Source organism: Amycolatopsis sp. NPDC049253 (genome assembly GCF_040678995.1).
Taxonomy (GTDB): domain Bacteria; phylum Actinomycetota; class Actinomycetes; order Mycobacteriales; family Pseudonocardiaceae; genus Amycolatopsis.
The window spans coordinates 520,392-540,274 of record NZ_JBFAQX010000002.1 but is presented as its reverse complement, the minus strand read 5'-3'; the positions used below and the strand labels follow the sequence as shown (position 1 = coordinate 540,274).

The 19,883-nt window shown below is 72.1% G+C and carries 13 protein-coding genes; 8 read left to right on the top strand and 5 right to left on the bottom strand.

Translation table 11 applies throughout. The features are described 5' to 3' along the window. The first annotated feature begins 38 nt into the window (after positions 1 to 38). Complete coding sequence (locus AB0K15_RS06840) at positions 39 to 1,091, top strand: helix-turn-helix domain-containing protein (protein ID WP_364046383.1); 1,053 nt, start codon at positions 39 to 41, stop codon at positions 1,089 to 1,091. Between the two features lie 51 nt (positions 1,092 to 1,142). Here AB0K15_RS06840 and AB0K15_RS06835 read toward each other — a convergent pair whose 3' ends face one another. Beyond that, a complete protein-coding gene (locus AB0K15_RS06835) occupies positions 1,143 to 2,315 on the bottom strand; it encodes an epoxide hydrolase (RefSeq protein WP_364046381.1) in 1,173 nt (390 codons plus the stop codon). 81 nt (positions 2,316 to 2,396) lie between these two features. On the opposite strand from AB0K15_RS06835, the gene AB0K15_RS06830 reads away from it, so the two are divergent. Then, on the top strand, positions 2,397 to 2,972 hold the full coding sequence (locus tag AB0K15_RS06830; RefSeq protein WP_364046379.1) for a CGNR zinc finger domain-containing protein: 576 nt from the start codon (positions 2,397 to 2,399) through the stop codon (positions 2,970 to 2,972). A gap of 76 nt (positions 2,973 to 3,048) precedes the next feature. Here AB0K15_RS06830 and AB0K15_RS06825 read toward each other — a convergent pair whose 3' ends face one another. The 4 genes from AB0K15_RS06825 to AB0K15_RS06810 form a co-directional block, all read right to left on the bottom strand. Next, positions 3,049 to 6,483, bottom strand: a complete 3,435-nt coding sequence (locus AB0K15_RS06825; protein ID WP_364046377.1) for a S8 family serine peptidase — start codon at positions 6,481 to 6,483, stop codon at positions 3,049 to 3,051. A 217-nt stretch (positions 6,484 to 6,700) separates the two neighbouring features. Beyond that, positions 6,701 to 7,921, bottom strand: a complete 1,221-nt coding sequence (locus tag AB0K15_RS06820; RefSeq protein WP_364046375.1) for an MFS transporter — start codon at positions 7,919 to 7,921, stop codon at positions 6,701 to 6,703. Beyond that, positions 7,918 to 8,562 carry a GntR family transcriptional regulator gene (locus tag AB0K15_RS06815; RefSeq protein ID WP_364046373.1) on the bottom strand — a complete coding sequence of 215 codons (645 nt, stop codon included), beginning with the start codon at positions 8,560 to 8,562 and terminating at the stop codon, positions 7,918 to 7,920. Before AB0K15_RS06815 ends, AB0K15_RS06820 begins: the two co-directional genes overlap by 4 nt. Positions 8,563 to 8,617: 55 nt before the next feature. Beyond that, the gene (locus AB0K15_RS06810) at positions 8,618 to 10,948 is read right to left on the bottom strand and encodes a glycoside hydrolase family 2 protein (RefSeq protein ID WP_364046371.1); all 2,331 of its coding nucleotides are present in this window, start codon (positions 10,946 to 10,948) and stop codon (positions 8,618 to 8,620) included. Between the two features lie 265 nt (positions 10,949 to 11,213). Here AB0K15_RS06810 and AB0K15_RS06805 point away from each other — a divergent pair, with 265 nt between their 5' ends. From AB0K15_RS06805 to AB0K15_RS06780, 6 genes are all read left to right on the top strand, one after another. Further along, the gene (locus tag AB0K15_RS06805) at positions 11,214 to 15,269 is read left to right on the top strand and encodes a carboxypeptidase regulatory-like domain-containing protein (RefSeq protein WP_364046369.1); all 4,056 of its coding nucleotides are present in this window, start codon (positions 11,214 to 11,216) and stop codon (positions 15,267 to 15,269) included. 133 nt (positions 15,270 to 15,402) lie between these two features. After that, positions 15,403 to 16,566 carry an FAD-dependent oxidoreductase gene (locus AB0K15_RS06800; RefSeq protein ID WP_364046367.1) on the top strand — a complete coding sequence of 388 codons (1,164 nt, stop codon included), beginning with the start codon at positions 15,403 to 15,405 and terminating at the stop codon, positions 16,564 to 16,566. After that, positions 16,563 to 16,841: a (2Fe-2S)-binding protein gene (locus AB0K15_RS06795; RefSeq protein WP_364046365.1), complete on the top strand. Its 279-nt coding sequence runs from the start codon at positions 16,563 to 16,565 to the stop codon at positions 16,839 to 16,841. Before AB0K15_RS06800 ends, AB0K15_RS06795 begins: the two co-directional genes overlap by 4 nt. Then, a complete protein-coding gene (locus tag AB0K15_RS06790; RefSeq protein ID WP_364046363.1) occupies positions 16,825 to 18,204 on the top strand; it encodes an FAD/NAD(P)-binding oxidoreductase in 1,380 nt (459 codons plus the stop codon). The genes AB0K15_RS06795 and AB0K15_RS06790 overlap by 17 nt, the downstream gene beginning before the upstream one ends. Continuing rightward, positions 18,197 to 19,462: an aconitase X catalytic domain-containing protein gene (locus AB0K15_RS06785; protein ID WP_364046361.1), complete on the top strand. Its 1,266-nt coding sequence runs from the start codon at positions 18,197 to 18,199 to the stop codon at positions 19,460 to 19,462. The genes AB0K15_RS06790 and AB0K15_RS06785 overlap by 8 nt, the downstream gene beginning before the upstream one ends. Next, positions 19,450 to 19,872: a DUF126 domain-containing protein gene (locus AB0K15_RS06780; RefSeq protein WP_364046359.1), complete on the top strand. Its 423-nt coding sequence runs from the start codon at positions 19,450 to 19,452 to the stop codon at positions 19,870 to 19,872. Before AB0K15_RS06785 ends, AB0K15_RS06780 begins: the two co-directional genes overlap by 13 nt. Positions 19,873 to 19,883: the final 11 nt, after the last annotated feature.

The window sequence follows — 19,883 nt, the reverse complement described above, 5'->3', positions numbered from 1 at the left end:
GGCGCTATCCTGACCAGCACGGGAGCACGAGGAGGACGATGGCCCGGCTGACCAGAGCGGAGGCTCAGGAGCTCAACCGCGCGAAGGTGCTCGCCGCCGCGCGCGACGAGTTCACCGAACGCGGCTTCCGCGAGGCGAAGATCGACGTGATCGCCGAACGCGCCGAGCTCACCCGCGGCGCCGTCTACTCGAACTTCCCCGGCAAACGAGCGCTGTACTTCGCCGTGCTCGCGGAGGAGGCCGAGCGCGTGGCCGCCGAGCCCCCGGCTTCGGACCCCGGCCTCACCGCCGCGGAGGCACTGGGCGCCCTCGCCCGCGCCTGGGTCGCCCGCCTGCCGCTCGCCACCGACCCCGGCTCACGCCTCGGCGTGGACCTCGGGCCGGAGATCCTCGCCGACGAGCTCACCCACCGCCCGTACGCCCAGCTGTTGCGCTTCGAAGCCGTCGTCCTCGGACTGGCCCTCGAGCGGCTCGCCCCGTCCGCCGGCCGCCTCGTGCGCGTCGCCGAACTCGCGCTGACCACATTGCACGGTGCCACCGACCTTGCCGGCGCCGCACCGGGTTTCGGGGAACCGTTCAACGTCGTGCGCGCCTGCGAAGCCCTGCCGGCGCTGGGGCTGGCCGACACGTGGCCCGCGGTGCCGCCGATCGTGGCGCACGCGCAGTCCGTGGACGAGCCTTGGGTGCCGCCCGCCGCGTTCGACTCGCTGCGGGCGCGGCCGGCCGAGCTCTCCGGCGACGGCGTGGTCGCGATTCTCGGGCTGCACCGGCTTTCCGCCGCGGAGGAGGCCGTGCGAGCCGCACCTTCGGCCGCCACGGTGACGGTCGCCGTGGTCACCGGTTCGGCGCCGGAGCTGGCGCCGTTGACGCATCTCGCGCTCGCCCGGCTGCGCGGTCACCTGCGCCGGGCTTTCCCGGCTTCGGCCTGGCCGCGGCTGCAGGTACTGCGCGACGACACCGGCGCGGTCGCGTCGGCAGCCGGCGTCTCGGCGGTGAGCGACGCGACGGAGACGGCCGTGCGCATCACTTCCGGGCGTGTGGTGCGCCGCGCGGAGGGGTTCGGCGCCTGCCACGCCGCGGCCACGGGCTGATCGAAGGGCCGGCGGAAAGCAACCGCTGCGAGTGCCGGCACCCGGCCTCGTTCACCGAGCGGCGGCCAGCACTGCCGCGAGGCCCTCTTGGACGTCTTTGACGAAATATCCGGGAACTTCCAGTGACGGGAAATGTCCCCCGGCTTCGGGCGAGCGCCATCGGACGATCTGCCGGTACCGTTCCTGTGCCCAGGCGCGCGGACACTTCTCGATGTCGCGGGGATACATGCTGATCGCCGACGGGACGTCGACCCGGAGCTCGGGGTCCAGCGAGTTGTGGCTTTCGTAGTAGATGCGAGCCGCCGACGCGCCGGTCCGCGTCAGCCAGTACAGGGTGACGTCGTCGAGAACGCGGTCTCGGGAAATCGTCTCGAACGGGCTGTCTTCGGTGTCCGACCACTCGGCGAACTTGTCGAGGATCCAGGCGAGAAGCCCGACCGGTGAGTCGACGAGCGAGTAGCCGATGGTCTGCGGCCGGGTCGCCTGCTGCTTCGCGTAGGCCGCGCGGTGGCGCCAGAAATGGCGGGTTTCCTCGGCCCACCGGCGCTCGACCGCCGTCAGTCCGTCCGTGGTCAGCCCGGGCGGCCCCTCCGCGAACGTCGTGTGGATGCCGAGAACGTGCGCCGGGAACCTGCCGCCGAGCACCGTGGTGATGTTGCCTCCCCAGTCGCCGCCCTGGGCGGCGAACCTGGGGTAGCCGAGCCGTCCCATCAATTCCACCCAGGCGGCCGCGATCTTTTCGGTTCCCCACCCGATGTCGGCCGGCTTGTCGCTGTAACCGAAGCCCGGCAGCGAGGGGACCACGACGTGGAACGCCGGCGCGTCGGCGTCCGGTGGATCGGCCAGTTCGTCCACGACGTCGACGAACTCGGCGATGCTGCCGGGCCAGCCGTGCGTCAAGACCAGGGGAGTGGCATCCGCGCGCGTGGATCGGCGGTGCAGGAAGTGGATGCCCAGACCGTCGATGGTCGTGCGGAACTGGCCGATCCGGTCGAGACGCTCTTCGAACGACCGCCAGTCGTACCCGGTGCGCCAGTAGTCGACGACGTCGACGAGATCGGCGAGGGGAACACCCTGGTCCCAGCGGCGAGGGCCGGGCGCGGCGCGATGGACCGTCTCGGCCTCCGGTAGCCGCGCCGCGGCCAGCCGCGCGCGCAGATCGTCGAGTTCGGCGTCCGTTGCGCGGGCTTCGAATGCTTGCACGTCGCTCGTGGGACGGGGCATGAGACCTCCTGCCATCGCGGAACCGGCTTAGATGGTTCTAGCAGCCCTCGGTGCCCAGACGCAACCTGCTAAGGTGGTTCCATGCGTGCCGAGTACCCCGACTTTCGCCTCGGTACCGTGCTGGCGACCAGCTTCACGGGGACTCTCACGGAGCGTCGTGGCGACGCCGTGGAGCGCATTCCCACGCCGCAGCGGCTCGTCGACTGGCTGGCGGTGAACGGCCTCGCCGTGGACTCCTGCACCACCGCCCAGCTCGCACTCGCCCGGGAGCTGAGGGAGTCGATCCACGCCGCCGCGACAGCGGCCGCGATCCAGGACACTCTCCCCGCGTCGGCTGTCCAGGTCATCAACGACCGCAGTGCTCAGGGCCGGGCCGCGGCCGTCCTCACCCTCGACGGTGAGCGGCGCTGGCGGCTCGGCTCGGCTTCCTCCGTGGAAGATGCCCTCAGCGTGATCGCCGCCGACGCGATCAGCATCATCTCGGGTGAACGAGACGGAAAACTGGCCTTGTGCGCGTCGCCGACCTGCCAAGCGGCCTTCTTCGACACCAGTCAGAGCCGCACCCGCAGGTGGTGTGACATGAACACGTGCGGGAATCGTCAGAAGAAGGCGCGCTTCAACGCCAACCGGCGCAGAGCCGCGGAATCGGCGGAGTGATCTTTCCCCTGCGAGCAAAGAAAACCGGGCCGTCAGTCCGGAAAGGACTGACGGCCCGGTTGTCCTACTGCGACACTCAGCCGATCTTGTAGCTGTAGGGCAGCGTCGCGATCACTTCACCGGTGCCGACCTGCGGGAGGCCCGTCGCGCCGGTCGGGAGGGTCGGCACGGTCACCAGGTTGAGGTGGCCGGTCACCGACGCGCCGCGCTTGCCCGACGGCGTGATCGTCACGTCGACGGTCACCGTCTGGCCCGGCTGGACGAGTAGCGGCGTACCGCCCGTGCCGTTGGGGTCCACGGACTGGTCGTACGGGTCGCCGGTGGACGACGTCACCGCGGAGTCGAAGCCCGCGGTCTTGATCGACGCCGTGTAGGAGGCGTGGCCGGTCGGGGCACCCGACGGGCCGAACGGACCGATCTCCTGCACGTCGGCGAACCAGATGCCCTTGGTGACGTAGCCCTGCTTCTCGCCGATCGTCGCGACGGACACGGTGCTGCCGGCCTGCGCGGCCTTCAGGTCACCGAGCACGTCGATGCCCGCGGCGGAACCCTGCAGCTCCACCTGAGCCGGCACCGAAGACGACGTCGCGACGGTGAACTTGCTCGTGTCCGGCGGGATCGAGTAGACCGGCGCGTTGGCGCCGAGCTCGGGCAGGTCGACCTCGGCCGAGCCCTGGACGGGCTGCGGCTGCAGGGTCTGCTGCGCGTTCGTCCGCGCGTCCACGCCGATCGCGATCGGCTCGACACCGGTGTTGCGCACCGTCACCGGCACCTTGACGGCCTGGCCGGCGGCCAGCTTCTTCGAGGCCGAGTTCGGCAGCGCCGGAGCGCTCACCACGACCTGGTCGAAGCCCACCGTGCCGGTGAACGGCTGCTCGATCTGCTTGCCCGTCACCGGGTTCTGCACCACGACCACGAAGTGCCAGCGGCCCGCCAGCGGGTTCGCGTCCGTGAGCTGCAGCGTGGTGCCCTGCGACAGCTGGGCCGCGGAGCTGAGGAACACGTTGCTGTTCACATCGGCGAGCTCACCGTTCGGGTCCACGAGCACACCGTCGACGACGGTGCCCGGGTCCTGCAGCTTCACCGCGACGTCGAGGTCCTTCTTGCCCTTGGGCACGTCGAACTCGTAGCTGAACGTCTGCGCCGGCGAGACCGCCCGCGCGTTGCCGCCCGTGATCGTGCCGCCGAAGGAACCCGTGCCGTTCTTGGTCGGGATCAGGGCGCGCAGCACGGCGGACACGGTGGTCTGGTGGCCGTCGGAGCTGCCGAACGTGATCGAGTAGTCCGCGTCGCCCCCGGTCGCCGGGGTCTGCAGCGACACCTTGACCGGCTTGGTCTGGCCCGGCTTCAGCGACAGCACGGCCGGGGAGACCTGGCCGTACGGGATCGCCCGCTGCGTCGACGTGGCGAGCTGGATGTTCCCGGTGTAGCCGGTCGGGCCACCCGCCGAGTACAGCACCGCGGTCCACGTGCCCGCGACCGGGCGCGTGACGTCCACATTGGCGTAGTTCGCCGTTGCCGCGCCACCCTGCGGGCGGCTGTTGGCGACGAACGTGCCGTCCGGCGCCAGCAGCGACACGCGCACGACCGGCGTCACCGACTGGCCGTTCACGGTCTTCGCGCTGCCCTGCCAGGCCATCCGCGCGAGCAGGCGCTGCGCACCGGCCGGCACGGAGAAGGTGACCTTCTTGTACGCCCAGTCCGTGCCGTTGTAGTACGGGAACGTGGGCAGCTTCGTCGAATCGAACGCGGTGGTCTGCGTCTGCGCCGAAAGCGGCGCGAACGAGCGCGTGCCCGCCGTGACCGTCAGCGGCTTGGTGCCGACGTTGGTCACGTTGACCGTGGCCTTCTGCGTGCTGCCCGGCGCGCCTTCCAGCGTGAGCTGGTCGGCCGACAGGGCGATGTTCGACGAGACACCCGCCGGGGCACCGGAAGTGCCGGGCGAGGTCAGCGCCGCCTCCACGGCCGCGTGCGCGTCGAGCAGGCCGGAGCCCTGCTCGTCGGCGGGCAGGCCGAGGTCGCGCGTGGTGCCGGTGATGAACTGCTTCACCTGCGCGGGCGTCGGCGAAGCGCCGTGGTGGGTGCCGCGGTAGGCCTGGATCACCAGCGCCGCGACACCCGCGGTCAGCGGGGCCGCTTCACTGGTGCCACCGAAGGACTCGAGGTCCGTCGGCTGCGGCACGGTCTTGAAGTCGCGGCATTCCGCGTACGCGGGCGCGCAGTCGGCCCAGTTGCCCTCGCCCGGGGCCACCAGGTCGATGGTGCGCCCGTTCTGCGTGATGCCGGACGACGACAGCGCGGAGATGTTGTCGCTCGTCCACTTCCCGTTGGAGAACGGGAAAGCCGCGTAGGTGGTCTGCGCGTAGAGCCGGTTGTCCGTGGTCGCGCCGGCGGAGATCACCAGCGGGTCGGTGGCCGGGCTGCCGATGGTCGAGGTGATGCCCGCGTCGCCGCTGGAGGCGGTGACGGTGACGCCCGCGGCCACGGCCTCGTCGTTGAACACCTGGAACAGGTTGCGCGAGCTCGCGTCCGGGTACTGGTTCAGGCCCAGCGACTCGTTGATCACGTCGACGTGGTCGACGGTCACCGCGTAGTCGATCGCCTGCAGCACCGCGGAGTTCGTGGCGGTGGAGCCGAACACGTTGAGCCCCACCAGGCTCGCGCCCGGCGAAACGCCCTTCACCACGATGTTGCAGCCCGCGGGCAGCGGGTGCTTCTCGTTCACGAACTTCGACAGGTCGTGCACCACCACGCCCTGCGCGGCGATGGACGACGCGTCACCGAAGGCCTCGGCGCCGGCGTCGGTCGTGCTGGGACCGTCACCGGAGAAGTCCTGGTAGTCGGAGAAGACGTGGGATCCGTCGGGACGGATGAAGTCCGCGTAGTTCGGGTCCATGTTGTCCGCGAGGAACGCGACCTTCACGCCCGAGCCGTCGGCGAGGTCCGAAGCGGCCTTGGACCCGTCGGTGCTGTACGCGTGGATCGAGGTCAGCGCCTCGGGCTCCAGCAACGGCTTCGCCGGGTCGGTCGGGCAGATCGCGTTCGGGTCCTGGTTCTGCGCCGTGCCGCCACCGGCCTGGGGCGCGCCGGCGTCGGCGTTCTTCCCCGAGGGGTTGGTGTCGGGCAGCGTGACCTTGCTGTCCGGCAGCACCTGCGCCACGGCCGGGTCGGCCGCCAGCTGCGCCACCTGGTCCGGCGTCACCGTGGCGGAGAACGCGTTGCCCAGCGCGAAGTGCTTGACCTTGGCCGGCGCCGTGCCGGCCAGCTTGGCCAGCACCGACTCCTGCTGCTGGGTCGCCTTCGCCCGCCGGGTGCCCGAAGCCGCCTTGGTGGCCGGCGCGTCGGGCAGCTGGTCCTTGAGGACCACGATCACCGATTGCGGTGCGGTGCTCGCCTGAGCGGTGGGCGCGGCGACGGCGGCCTGACTGCCGAGCTGGGTGACCCCGGCCAGTGCCAGACCGCCTGTCGCGGCTATGACTAGCGCGCGAACGGATCGCGAGGAACGCCGCATGTGCAGCTCCCACTTCCTTCTCGAAGGGTTCGAAAGTTACTGGCCCCGACAAAATCGGGCACGGTCGTGCCGGCCCGATTTCCCATGCCGGAGAACTATTTCGCGCACCTCGACGATCCACAAGCGACAATAGTGGTGAAGATATCCACGCAAATGGGACACCATTTCCGGAATGCCCGGAATCGGCGTCCCATTTGTCGGTGAAGCGAATTCTCGCTCAGGTCACGGGAAGGTGACTACGGGAGTTTCGGGCAACTGTCAGTGTCCCCGCGAACGCCACCACGGCGAGGCAGCCGAGCAACATCGGGTAGCTCGCGAACCCGCTGAGCGCCGCGAGCAGCGACGGCAGCAGGAACCCGATGTAGGCCAGCGCGTAGTAGACCCCGGTCAGCTGGGCGATTTCCGCGGGTCGCGCGAGCCGTTGCAGCTCCAGCAGTCCGGATACCACGACGATGCCGTACGCGGTGCCGAGCACCACGGCCGTGAGCAGCGCGAGCCACGGCGAACGCAGGTCCGCGGCCACGGCGGCGAGGACCAGACCAGTGCACATCACGGCCATTCCGGTGAGCACCGCGCGGGCGCTGGTGGTCCGGTCCACGCGTTTGGCGATCGGCTGGATCCCGACGCCCGCGCCGATCGCGCACACCGTCAGCAGCGTTGAGTAGGCGAGTGACCACGAACCGAGTTTGTCCTGCACCAGCTGCGGCATGATCGCGTACGCGACACCGCACGAGCCGAAGATCCACGGCGCCATCGGCAGGATGATCCGGCGGAACCGCGGGTGCCGGGTCGTCACGGGCAGCCGGCTCAGTGCCGGTTTGCGGCTTTCGACGCCGAGCGTCTCCGGGCTGCGCGGGATGAACGGCAGGGCGAGCAGGGCCAGTCCGATGTGGACGGCGAAGGGCAGTACCATCGGCCACGGCCCCCACTGCGCGAGCACCCCCGCGGCACCGGGTCCGATGCCGAGCCCGAGGGTGAGGCACAGGGCCGCGCGCCGGGTGCCGAGGTCGGCCGCGCCACGCGGGTCGGCGTCGGCGAGCTCCTTGATCCACGTGGAGCCCACCGCCATCGCGACCGACACGGCCACGCCGGTGAGGAACCGGCCCGCGGCGATCCAGCCGGCGCCTTCCGGGCCGAGCGCGATCAGCACGCTCGCGAGCAGCGACAGCACGGTGCCGGCGAGCATCACAGGCCGGCGACCGTAGCGATTGGACAGTCCACCCGAGAGCAGCAGACCGGGCACCAGCCCGATCACGTATGCGCCCAGCAGCGCGTCGACGGTGAAGGTGGAGTAGCCGGCTTCCTTGTACATCACCAGCAGCGGCGTGAACTGGTTGCCGCCCCAGCCGACGACGAACACCGCGGCGGCGGCGCCGAACCAGGCCGGGCGCGCGGTGGCTTCGCGGGGGAGCGGGGTGCTTTCGGCGGTGGCGGTCATCGGCGGTGCACCAGGTCGAGGTGGGCGCGCAGCGCCGGGCCGAACGCGTCGCCGTCGGCGCGCTCGATGATGCCGAGCAGGTCTTCGTGTTCGCGCAGCACCACGGGCAGCACGTCCGGGATCGGGCGCAGCGCGTGCACGTTCATTCGGCGCTGCCGGTCGGCGAGCGTGGCGTAGAAGTCGAGCAGCAACGCGTTGCCGCCGGCCGCGACGATGGTGCGGTGGAACAGTTCGTCGGCCTCGGCGAAGCCGTGCAGATCACCGGAGCCCGCGTGGCCGCGCTGGATGTCTAGCACCCCGCGCAGCTGCTCCAGCGCGTCCGGGATGAGGTCGGGCCGGCGCACGAGGCGACGCACGGCCGCGCCCTCCACGGCCTCCCGCGCGTCGAGCACGTCCTCGGCCTCACCCGGCGGCACGGGCACCACCACGGCGCCGCGCTTCGGGATCAGGTTGAGGAACCCCTCGACCTGCAGGCGCAGGAACGCCTCGCGCACGGGCGTGCGGCTCACCCCGAGCCGCTCGGCGATCTCCCCTTCGCTGAACAGGTGCCCACCGGGGAGCTCGCCCGTGAGGACGAGCTCCTTCGTGAGCCGGTACGCGCGGTCGGCAGCGCCGGGCGCGGTGTACTTGGCAGGTGTCACGCCTGCGAAGCTAGCATGCGTCCAAGCTTGTATCTAAGGCCTTGTGACCTGCGGCTCACTCAACCCAGCGCAGCACGGGAGCCGACGTCAGCGCACCCGGCTGGAGCGTGGCCCCGGTCTCGACGGTGAACGTCGCGGACTCGCCGGGCAGCAGGGTCACGAGGGCGAAGTCCACGGTCGCGTCGGGGGCGAGGCGGTCGGGGAACAGGCAGATGTCGCGCATGAGGGTGTCGGCGACGACCGTGACCTCGTAGCCGCCGTCGAAGCCCGTGACGGACTGCGTGAACTCGGCCTGGGGGTAGGCGATGTCCTTGTCCTCGGCGAAGAACCAGAACGCGCGCTCGTCGCCGGCGTCGGCCACGAGGAACTCGCGCGCCGGGTCGCCGGCCGCGAACTCGGGACCCAGCGCGGTGCCGGGCGCGACCGAGGCCGACGCCAGCTCCTCGCCGGTCACGGACATCCGCCGCACGTCGACCGTCTCCGGGGCGAAGCCGAGCGCGAAGACGGTGAGGCCTTCGGGGCGCGGCTGGATCGTGAGCAGCTCGTCGGCGTAGACCTCGCGCAGCGTGTACCACAGCGGCTTCGGCCGCCCGGCGCCGTCGACCGCGGCCCACGACGTGACGGGCCAGCAGTCGTTGAGCTGCCACACGATCGCGCCCATGCAGCGCGGCGCGTGCGAGCGGTAGTGCTCCACGGCCAGCCGGATCGCGCGTGCCTGGTTGACCTGGTTGAGGAAGTGCCAGTCGTCGAACGTCTCCGGCTCGGCGAAGTGCGGGGCGAGGCCGCGGGCGAGCTTTCCGTTGCCGTCGAAGGCTTTCTGGTGGTGCAGCACGCCGGGGGAGTCGGCGGCGAGCGGCTCGTCGTGCACGGCCTCGGTGAGCGTCGCGAACGCCGGCGGTGCCTGCCAGCCGAACTCGGACACGAACCGCGGCACGGTGTCGCGGTAGCCGAGGTAGTCGCGCTCGTTCCACATGTCCCACACGTGCTGGCAGCCGTGGTCGGGGTCCAGCGCGTCGCGCTCCGGCGAGAGCGCCCACGGGCTGCCCGGCACGTACGGCCGCGTCGGGTCCAGCTCGCCGACGACCGCGGGCAGCAGCTTCTCGTAGAACGTGGCGCCCCAGGGCTGCCCGGCCAGGCGCTCCTGCCAGTCCCAGTGGAACCAGCCGAGGTAGTTCTCGTTGTTGCCGCACCACAGCACCAGCGACGGGTGCGGCGCGAGCCGGACCACGTTCTCGCGCGCCTCGGCCTCGACCTCGTCGGCCAGCACGTCCTCGGGGTAGGGCAGGCAGGCGAACAGGAAGTCCTGCCACACCAGCACGCCCTCGCGGTCGCACTCGGCGTAGAACTCGTCGCTCTCGAAGATCCCGCCGCCCCACACGCGCAGGAGGTCGATGTTCACGTCCTTGGCCTGCTCGATGCGCCGGGCGTAGCGCCGCGCGTCGACGCGGTGGGGGAAGCAGTCGTCGGGGATCCAGTTGGCGCCGCGGACGAACAGGGGGGTGCCGTTGACCGACAGGGTGAACGCGCCGTCGGTGGTGTCGAGCGCGACGGTGCGGAAGCCGATCTCGCGGGTCCAGGTGTCGAGCACGGTGCCGTCGGCGGCCTCGAGCGTCACCTCCAGTGGGTACAGCGGCTGCTCGCCGAGCGTGTGCGGCCACCACAGCTCGGGCGACGGCACGCGCGCGGTGTCGCCGGTCGCCTCGACGCCGGCCACGCGGATGCGCACGGTGCCTTCGCCCTCGACCTCGGTGTGGACAGTGACCACGCCGTCGGTGCCGTCGACGGTGATCACCGGGCGGACCGACGCGAGCCGGCCCGTGGTGACCTCCAGGCGCGCCGGGCGCCAGAGACCGGCGGTGACGAGCGACGGGCCCCAGTCCCAGCCGAAGTTGCAGGCCATCTTGCGGATGAAGTTCGACGGCTCGCCGTCGTTGGTGCGCGGCAGCGGGTGGGCCTCGGCGCGGGCGCGGGCGTAGCGCACGGCGGAGGTGAAGGTGACCGACAGCTCGTTGCCCTCGGGCCGCAGCTCGCCGGTCGGGAAGCGGTAGGAGCGGTGCATGTTCTCGGTCTCGCCGAGCACGCGGCCGTTGAGCTCGATCTCCGCGACGGTGTCGAGGCCGTCGAACGCGAGCGCGGCCACGCCGGGGGCGTCCGGGCGGTCGAACTCGGTCTCGTAGCGCCAGTCCGTGAGCCCGATCCACTGCACGAGGTCCTCGTTGCGGTCGAGGTACGGGTCCGGGATCAGGCCGGCGGCAAGCAGGTCGGTGTGCACCGAGCCGGGCACGGTCGCCGGCACCCCGGCGCGCAGCGTGTCCACGAGCTCGGCGGGCACCTCGCCCAGGTCGCCGGTCGCCCGCACCGTCCACCGCGTCAGGTCCATCCGCATGCCTCGCCGTCCTCTCTCCGGGCCCGTCCGCGCGATCATGCCTTGTCTCGTCGTTGTCCACCGTCACGAGGGAGCGCGAACGCGCTGCCCTCAATGGTCTGAACCATTGCTCTGTTCGCCGCGCGGAGGTCCCGGACAGCGGGAAAACCCTGATCCTGTCCGGCTTTCTGTCCGTTCGGGCGTGATCGCTCACGGGATGGCGCTGCCAGAATTCCGCGACGTCGGGTGAGCAGCCGACCGCGGTTCGTCAGCGAAAGGGACGCGCATGTCGTTCGCCAAAGCGGCACTGAAGATCCTCCTCACGTTCCTCCTGGCGGTGGTCGCGTTCGCGGTGGTGCCGGCCGCGGCCCAGGCCGCGCCGGCCGCCACCGGAGCCCCGGCGGCGCCGGTGGTCGGGCGCAAGGCGTGCCCCGAGCAGCCGAAACCCGGTGAGGTCACGTGCTTCGCGCTGTTCCGCGGCGACGCGCACGGGATGCAGCGCGCCGCGGCCCCGCAGGGCTACGGCCCGGCGGACCTCGCCGGCGCGTACGAGCTCCCGACCGCCACGGGCGGCGACGGGATGACGGTCGCGATCGTCGACGCCTACGACACCCCCGACGCGGAAGCCGAGATGGGCGTGTACCGCGCGCAGTTCGGCCTGCCCCCGTGCACGGTCGCGAACGGCTGCTTCACGCGCGTGGACCAGCGCGGCGGCCAGGACTTCCCGGCGGGGAACACGGGCTGGCAGCAGGAGACGATGCTCGACCTGGACATGGTCTCGGCCGTCTGCCCGCGCTGCCACATCCTGCTCGTCGAGGCCGACGACTCACTGGTGCCGAACATGGGCGCCGCGGTGAACCAGGCCGTCGCCATGGGGGCGAAGTTCGTGTCCAACAGCTACGGCGCCGACGAGGACCCGGCCGAGCTCGACCTCGACGAGGCCTACTACGACCACCCCGGCGTCGTGGTCACCGCGAGCTCCGGCGACTACGGCTACGGCCCGCAGTTCCCGGCCGCCTCGCCGCACGTGACGTCCGTCGGCGGCACCTCGCTCTACCGTGACGCGAACGCCCGCGGCTGGCGCGAGACGGTGTGGTCCGGCACCGGCAGCGGCTGTTCCGCGTACGAGCCGAAGCCCCCGGTGCAGACGGATTCCGGCTGTGCCAACCGGACCATCGCCGATGTCTCGGCGGTCGCGGACCTCGCCACCGGTGTCGCCGTGTTCGTGCACGGCGCGTGGGGCCTCGCGGGTGGCACGAGCGCGTCGTCGCCGATCGTCGCGGCGGCCTACGCGCTGGCGGGCGCGCCGGCAGCGGGCACCTACCCGAACGCGCTGCCGTACCGCTCCGGCGCGACCTTCAACGACGTCACCGAAGGCGCCAACGGCACCTGCGCCCCGGCGTACCTCTGCACCGCCGGCCCCGGCTTCGACGGGCCGACGGGGCTGGGCACCCCGCGGGGGATCTCGGCCTTCACGCCCGGCGCGACCGGCCTCGTCTCCGGCACGGTCCTCGACTCCGCGGGCGCGCCGCTGGCCGGAGCGCAGGTGAAGGCGGGTGACCTCACCACCACGGTGGACGCCGAAGGCCACTACACCTTGGGCGTCCCCGTCGGCACCTACGCCGTGACCGCGAGCAAGTTCTCCTACCGCGACAGCACTGTCGGCAGTGTGACCGTCGAAGCCGGCCAGACCGCGACCGCAGACTTCACATTGGCCTCCGTGCCTTCGGTTCAGCTCAGCGGGACCGTGCGCGACGGCAGCGGCCACGGCTGGCCGGTGGCCGCGCACGTCCAGGTCGCCGGGCAGCCGACCACGGCCGTGCGGACGGATCCGCTCACCGGGCGGTACTCGATGACCGTGCCCGAGGGCGCGACCTACAGCGTGCAGGTCGACCCGGACTACCCCGGTTACCTGCCCGGCTCCGCGTCCGTGCCGGTCGGCGACACCGCCGCCACGCACGACGCTTCGGTCACGATCGATCCCGTGACCTGCGGTGCGCCCGGCTACGCCAACCGCTTCACGGGCGACACGCAGGACTTCGAGGCGCCCTCGACGTGGCAAGTGGTGAACAACCTCGGCGACGGCGCGGCCACCTGGGCGTTCGACAACCCCGCCGGCCGCGACAACTACACCGGCGGCACGGGCGCGTTCGCCACCGTGGACAGCAACTCGATCGGCGGTGACCAGGACACGTCGCTGGTCAGCCCGGTCGTCGACCTGAGCGGCACGGCGAACCCGACCGTGCGGTTCGCGAGCGACTACCAGGGCACGCAGGGCCAGCAGGTGGCCGTGGACTTCACGACCGACGGCGGTGCCACCTGGACCACCGTGTGGCAGCACGGCAGCGACACCGTCGCCGGCCCGTCGACGCAGGTCGTGCCGCTGCCGGGCGCGGCGGGCAAGAAGGCCGTGCAGGTGCGTTTCCACTACCGCGACCAGCTGTTCGGCTTCTGGTGGCAGGTCGACGACGTGCTGATCGGCGACCACGGGTGCGACGTCGTGCCCGGCGGGCTCGTCACCGGCACGGTGCACGACCACGTGACCGGAGCCGCGCTCGGCGGGGCGTCGGTGGACAGCGTCGACCGGCCCGGCGAGGGCGCGACGACGCAGGCAGACGGCTCGTACTGGTTCTTCTCCAGCGCCACCGGCAGCCACCTGGTGACCGCGTCGGCCACGAACTTCGTGCCGGGCACGCAGAAGACCGTGGTGGCGCCCGACGCCGCGACCCCGGCCGACTTCCTGCTCGACGCCGGCCAGCTCGAGGTGACGACCGCGCCGGTGACCAAAACCGTGGCGTGGCAAGGGCAGGCGACCGCGAACGTCAAGGTGCGCAACACGGGCACGGCACCAGTGGACGTGCGGCTGAACCCGTCGTCCGGCGCGTTCACCCCGGCCGTGGCGCACTCGGCGCCGCTGCAGCGGATCAAGGGCGACTTCAGCACGGGACCGTTGCTGGGGCACGTGAAGCAGGCCGCGCCCGCGGAGACCTCGGCGGCCGGCGACGCGTGGCAGACCGTGGCCGACTACCCGACGAAGGTCATGGACAACGGCGTGGCGAGCGTGAACGGGAAGGTGTACTCCTTCACCGGCTTCAACGGCGCGGAGCTGACGACCAAGAACTTCGTCTACGACCCGGGCACGCTCGCGTGGACCCCGATCGCCGACCTCGCGACGCCGCGGGAAAACCCGGCGGTGGCGGCCGTCGGCACGAAGATCTACGTGACCGGCGGCTGGGCCGACGGCAGCATCCCCGTGGCGAACACCGACATCTACGACACCGTCACCGACACGTGGACCACCGGCGCGCCGATGCCCACGGCCACCTCCGCGATGGGGGTCGCCGTGGCCGGCGGGCGGATCTACACGGTCGGCGGCTGCGACGGCGGCAACTGCGGGGTCACGCGGGTGCAGGTCTACGACCCGGCGGTGGACAAGTGGTCGGCGGGCCCGGCGCTGCCCGCGCCGGTCGGCTGGACCAACTGCGGCACCATCGCCGGTTCGATCTACTGTGCCGGTGGAGTCAGCGGCCTGGACAACCTGAAGACCGCGTACCAGCTCGACGTCGAAAAGGGCACGTGGTCGCGCGTCGCCGACCTGCCGGTGCGGATGTGGGGCTCGGCCTCGACCGTCGCGAATGGACAGTTGCTGCTCTCGGGCGGCATCGCCGACGGTGAGCTCACGAACGCCGGCTACGCGTACGACCCGGCGTCCAACCAGTGGTCGGCGCTGCCGAACTCGAACGAGACGCTGTTCCGCGGCGGCAGCACCTGCGGCTTCTACCGCATCGGCGGCTCGGCGAACGCGAGCTTCAACCCGACCAGCCACGACCTGCTGCTGCCGGGCTACGGCGAATGCGGGGAGTACGTGTCGATCCCGTGGCTGTCGACCACGCCGTCGGTGACCACGATCGCGCCGGGCAAGACGGCGACGTTCACGGTGACGCTCGACGCGAACGTCGCGGCGATCACGCAGCCGGGCACCTACACGGCGCAGCTGGTCGTCGGGGCGCAGGTGCCGAAGGCGGTGGCCGCGATCCCCGTGTCGTTCACGGTGAAGCCGCCCGCGACGTGGAGCAAGCTGACCGGCACCGTCACCGGCGCCCGCTGCGGGGCGACGGCGGGTCCGCTCGCCGCGGTGACCGTGCAGGTCGACAGCTGGGCGGCGAGCTACACGCTCAAGACCGACGCCGCGGGCCACTACACGCTGTGGCTCGACCGCCGGAACAACCCGCTCACGCTCATCGCGGCCCGCGACGGCTGGCAGCCCCAGACGCGCAGCGTCAAACTGGTCAAGGGTCAGGCGGTGACGGCCGACTTCGTCCTCAAGCCGGCCGGCTGCTGAGCCGGAGCTTCGAGCGCCCCGATGCGGCGTTCGGTGCGATGAGTGCACCGAATGCCACATCGGGGTCCGGTGCGGTTGACGGGTGTGGGGAACCGCACGTCCCGGCATTGTGCAATGTGACATACTACTGGCCATGGTGGCGACGGGAAGCTCCCCCGACGTGGTCGTCGTGGGCGCCGGAGTGGTCGGGGCGGCGTGCGCGTACTACTGCGCGGCCGCGGGCCTGCGCGTCGCGGTGCTCGACCGCGGCGGCGTCGCCGGCGGGACGACGAGCGGCGGCGAGGGCAACATCCTCGTGTCGGACAAGGAGCTCGGGCCGGAGCTCGACCTGGCGCTGCTGTCGATCCGGCTGTGGGCGCGGCTGGGGGAAGAGTTCGGGCCCACTTCCCTGGAGCTGGAGCACAAGGGCGGCGTGGTCGTGGCGCAGTCCGCCGGCGCCGCCCGGGGTTTGGCGGAGCTGGCGGCGGAGCAACGCGCACGCGGCGTCGAGGTCGAAGACCTGACGCCGGCCGAGGTGGCGGAGCTGGAGCCGAACCTGACGCCGGACGTCGCTTCCGGTGCGTACTACCCGCAGGACAAGCAGGTGCAGCCGATGCTCGCGGCCGCTTCGCTCCTGCGGCAAGCGCGCCGGCTGGGAGCCGAGCTGCACACCGGAACCGAGGTGCGGGCGTTCCGGCGCCGCGCCGACGGTGCGGTCGGCGGAGTGCTCACGTCGGCCGGCGAGTTCTCCGCGCCGTGGGTGGTGAACGCCGCGGGCACGTGGGGCGGCGAGGTCTCGAAGCTCGCCGGAGCGCCGATCCCGGTGCTGCCGCGGCGCGGCTTCGTGCTGGTCACCGAACCGCTGCCGCGCGTGATCCGGCACAAGGTCTACACGGCCGACTACGTCGCCAACGTCTCGAGCGGCGACGCCGGGCTCGAAACGTCGGTGGTCGTCGAGGGCACGCGGGCCGGCACGGTGCTCATCGGCGCGAGCCGCGAACGCGTGGGCTTCGACCGGCAGTTCTCGCTGCCCGTGGTGCGCAAGCTGGCGGCCCAGGCGATCGGCGTTTTCCCGTTCCTCGCCGACGTTTCCCTGCTGCGCAGCTACCTCGGCTTCCGGCCGTACTGCCCGGACCACCTCCCGGTCGTCGGCGAGGACCCGCGGCTGCCGGGGTTGGTGCACGCGTGCGGTCACGAAGGGGCGGGCATCGGGCTGGCCGCGGCGACGGGACACCTGATCGCGCAGGTGGCGACGGGGGTGAAGCCGGAGCTGGACCTGACGCCGTTCCGGGCGGACCGGTTCGAGGAGGTCGCGTGAGCGAGCGCGTGAGGTTTTCCTTCCGGGGCCAGGAGATCGTGGCGGAAGCCGGGCAGAGCGTGGGTGCCGCGCTGATCGCCGCCGGGCACCGGTCGTGGCGGACGACGCGCCACGAGGGCGCGCCCCGCGGGGTGTTCTGCGGCATCGGCGTGTGTTTCGACTGCCTGGTCGTGGTGAACGGCAAGCCGGGGCGACGGGCGTGCCTGACCGAGGTGCGGCCGGGTGACGTCATCGAGCCGCAGGAAGGAGCGGGCCGTGGTGAGCTTTCCTGCTGAAGCGGCGGAGATCGCGGTCCTGGGGGCCGGCCCGGCCGGGCTCGCCGCGGCGGTGACGGCCGCGTCGGCCGGGGCGCGGGTGACGTTGATCGACGCCGGCGCGCGCGTGGGCGGGCAGTTCTGGCGTCACCGCGAAGGTGACGACGGCGTGGGCCACCACGACTGGCCCACGCTCGTGCGGCTGCGCGCGGGACTGTCCCGGGTGGACGTTCGGACGCGGCACGCGATCTGGCACGTCGAGCGCACGGAAAGTGGCTTCACGGTAAACACCGACCGCGGTGCGGTCTCCTGCCGCACGGTGATCGTGGCGACGGGTGCCTACGACCGGCAGGTGCCGTTCCCCGGCTGGACACTGCCGGGCGTCTACACCGCCGGCGGCGTGCAGTCGCTGCTCAAGGGCCACGGTGTGCGGGCCGGAAACCGGGTCGTGGTGTCGGGGACGGGGCCGTTCCTGCTGCCCGTCGCCGCCGGGCTGGTCGAGGCGGGGGCCGAGGTGGCGGGGGTGTTCGAGGCCGGTTCGCCCGCCGGGTTCGCCCGGTCGCCGCTGGCCGTGCTGGCCAACGCCGGCAAGCTCGCCGAAGGCGCCGGTTACCTGAAAACGCTGCTGCGCCAACGGGTCCCGTACCGCACACGCACCGCGGTCGTCGCCGCGCAGGGCACCGACGGGGTCGAGAGCGTGACGGTCGCGTCGCTCGATCGGCAGTGGCGGATCGTGCCGGGCAGCGAGCGGACGGTCGCGTGTGACACCGTCGCCGTCGGCTACGGCTTCACACCCCAGCTGGAGCTCCCGGTGCAGCTGGGCTGCGAAACCCGGCTCGGCGCGGACGGCAGCCTCGTCGCCGTGGCCGACGACCGGCAGCGCGCCACCACGCCGGGTGTGTACCTCGCCGGTGAGGTCTGCGGGGTCGGCGGCTCCGCGCTGTCGCTGGTGGAGGGTGAGCTGGCCGGTCTGCACGCGGCACTCACCACGGTGGGCGCCGAGCCGAACCGGGACACCGTCGCGCGCTTGCTGCGGCAGCGAAAGTCGTTGCGCGCCTTCGCGAACGCGATGCACGCGGCCCACCCGGTGCGACCGGGCTGGCAGACGTGGCTCGACGACGGCACACAGGTCTGCCGGTGTGAAGAGGTGTCCGCCGGCACGGTTCGCAGCGCGGTGAAGGACCTGGGTGCCACGGACGCGCGGACGGCGAAACTGCTCGCCCGTCCGGGGATGGGCCTGTGCCAGGGCCGGGTGTGCGGCTACGCGACCGCGTGCCTGGTCGCCGCCGAATGCGGCCGTGAACCGACAGCCGCCGACCTCGCCGGGGTCGCGGCGCGGCCGATCGCGCAGCCCGTGACGCTCGGGGACCTCGCGCGTGGCTGACCTCCAACTGTCCGAAGAGGACGAAGCCATGCTCGCCGGCGAGTACGGCGCGGCGGCGGAACTGTGCCTGCGCATGGTCGTCGCGCTCGCGCGGGTGCGCGGAGCCACGCGGCTGCTGACGGTCGAGTCCGCCCACGTCGACGGCTGCCTCTACCACGGACAGGCCGGCCTGGACTTCGTCGAACGCCTGGGCGCGCTCGGCGGCCGCGTCGCCGTGCCCACCACGCTCAACGTCGGCTCCCTCGACCTGCGCCACCCCGACCTGGTGCACGCCGACGCCGAAACGACCGCGAACGCGCGCCGCCTGATGGCGGGGTACACCGCGCTGGGCTGCAAGCCGACGTGGACGTGCGCGCCCTACCAGCTCACGCACCGGCCGGCGTTCGGCACACACGTGGCGTGGGCCGAGTCCAACGCGATCGTGTTCGCCAACTCCGTGCTCGGCGCCCGCACCGACCGCTACGGCGACTTCCTCGACATCGGCGCCGCCATCACCGGCCGTGTGCCCGACGCGGGCCTGCACCGCGACGCCGACCGCCGCGCGACGATCCGGCTCGACTGCGCGGGCCTGTCCCGGCGATTGCTCGGCGAGGACGCGGCGTGGGGCGTGCTCGGTCACCTCGCGGGCCGGCTCGCGGGCAGCGGGGTGCCGGTGCTGACGGGCGTGCCCGTGACCGTGACGGAGGACCAGCTGAAGGCCTTCGGCGCCGCCGCCGCGTCGAGCGGGGGAGTCGGCCTGTTCCACGTCGTCGGCGTGACGCCGGAGGCGCCGGAGCTGGCAGCAATCGCGGCGCCGGACGTCGTGACCCACGTGGTGGATGCCGACCAGGTGCGCGCCGTCCGCGACGAGCTGACCACCGCCCACGGCCCGGACCTCGACGCGCTGTGCCTGGGCACGCCGCACTTCTCGCTCACGGAGTTCGAGCGCCTGGCCGGTCTGCTCACCGACGGCGGGCCGTTCCACCACGACGTGAGCGCCTACGTGACCACGAGCCGCGCCGTGCTCGCGGAGGCCGACCGGCTCGGTTACGCGGAAACCGTGCGCTCCGCCGGGGCCCGGATCGTCGTCGACACCTGCACCTACATCACGCCGATCCTCGACGCCGGCCTGCGTACGGCGATGACGAACTCCGGCAAATGGGCGTGGTACGCGCCCGGCAACATCGGCGTGGACGTGGCCCTCGGCTCGCTCGCCGAATGCGTCGCGTCCGCGCGGGCCGGCCGGATCGTGCGGGACGAGGCGCTGTGGGCGAGCTGACCGGCCGCACCGTGTTCCCCGGCGAGGCGACGGGGGAACCACTCGTGCTCGACGCGCCGCTGTCGTTCTGGGGCGGCACCGACCTGTCCGGCCGCATCGTCGACGAACACCACCCCCAGCGCGGCGCCACCCTCACCGGGCGCGTTCTCGTGCTGCCGCAGGCGCGCGGCTCCAGCTCCTCGTCGTCGGTCCTGGCCGAGCAGATCCGCAGCGGCACCGCGCCCGCCGCCCTCGTCCTCACCGAACCGGACGCCATCCTCATGCTCGGCGCCTGGGTCGCGGCCGAGCTGTACGACCTGCGGCTGCCGATCGTGGTTCTCACCCGGCCCGACTACGCCCGGCTCGCGGCCTGCCGCGGTGCGGTGGACGTCAGCGCGGGTCCGGAAACGGCGAGGATCCGGCTCGGCTGACGGCTGGGCCG

Coding starts and splice junctions, on each gene's coding strand:
- AB0K15_RS06825 (WP_364046377.1), bottom strand. CDS start 6,483: ATGCGGCGTTCCTCGCGATCCGTTCGCGCGCTAGTCATAGCCGCGACA.
- AB0K15_RS06810 (WP_364046371.1), bottom strand. CDS start 10,948: ATGCGGATGGACCTGACGCGGTGGACGGTGCGGGCGACCGGCGACCTG.
- AB0K15_RS06820 (WP_364046375.1), bottom strand. CDS start 7,921: ATGACCGCCACCGCCGAAAGCACCCCGCTCCCCCGCGAAGCCACCGCG.
- AB0K15_RS06830 (WP_364046379.1), top strand. CDS start 2,397: ATGCGTGCCGAGTACCCCGACTTTCGCCTCGGTACCGTGCTGGCGACC.
- AB0K15_RS06800 (WP_364046367.1), top strand. CDS start 15,403: ATGGTGGCGACGGGAAGCTCCCCCGACGTGGTCGTCGTGGGCGCCGGA.
- AB0K15_RS06835 (WP_364046381.1), bottom strand. CDS start 2,315: ATGCCCCGTCCCACGAGCGACGTGCAAGCATTCGAAGCCCGCGCAACG.
- AB0K15_RS06805 (WP_364046369.1), top strand. CDS start 11,214: ATGTCGTTCGCCAAAGCGGCACTGAAGATCCTCCTCACGTTCCTCCTG.
- AB0K15_RS06840 (WP_364046383.1), top strand. CDS start 39: ATGGCCCGGCTGACCAGAGCGGAGGCTCAGGAGCTCAACCGCGCGAAG.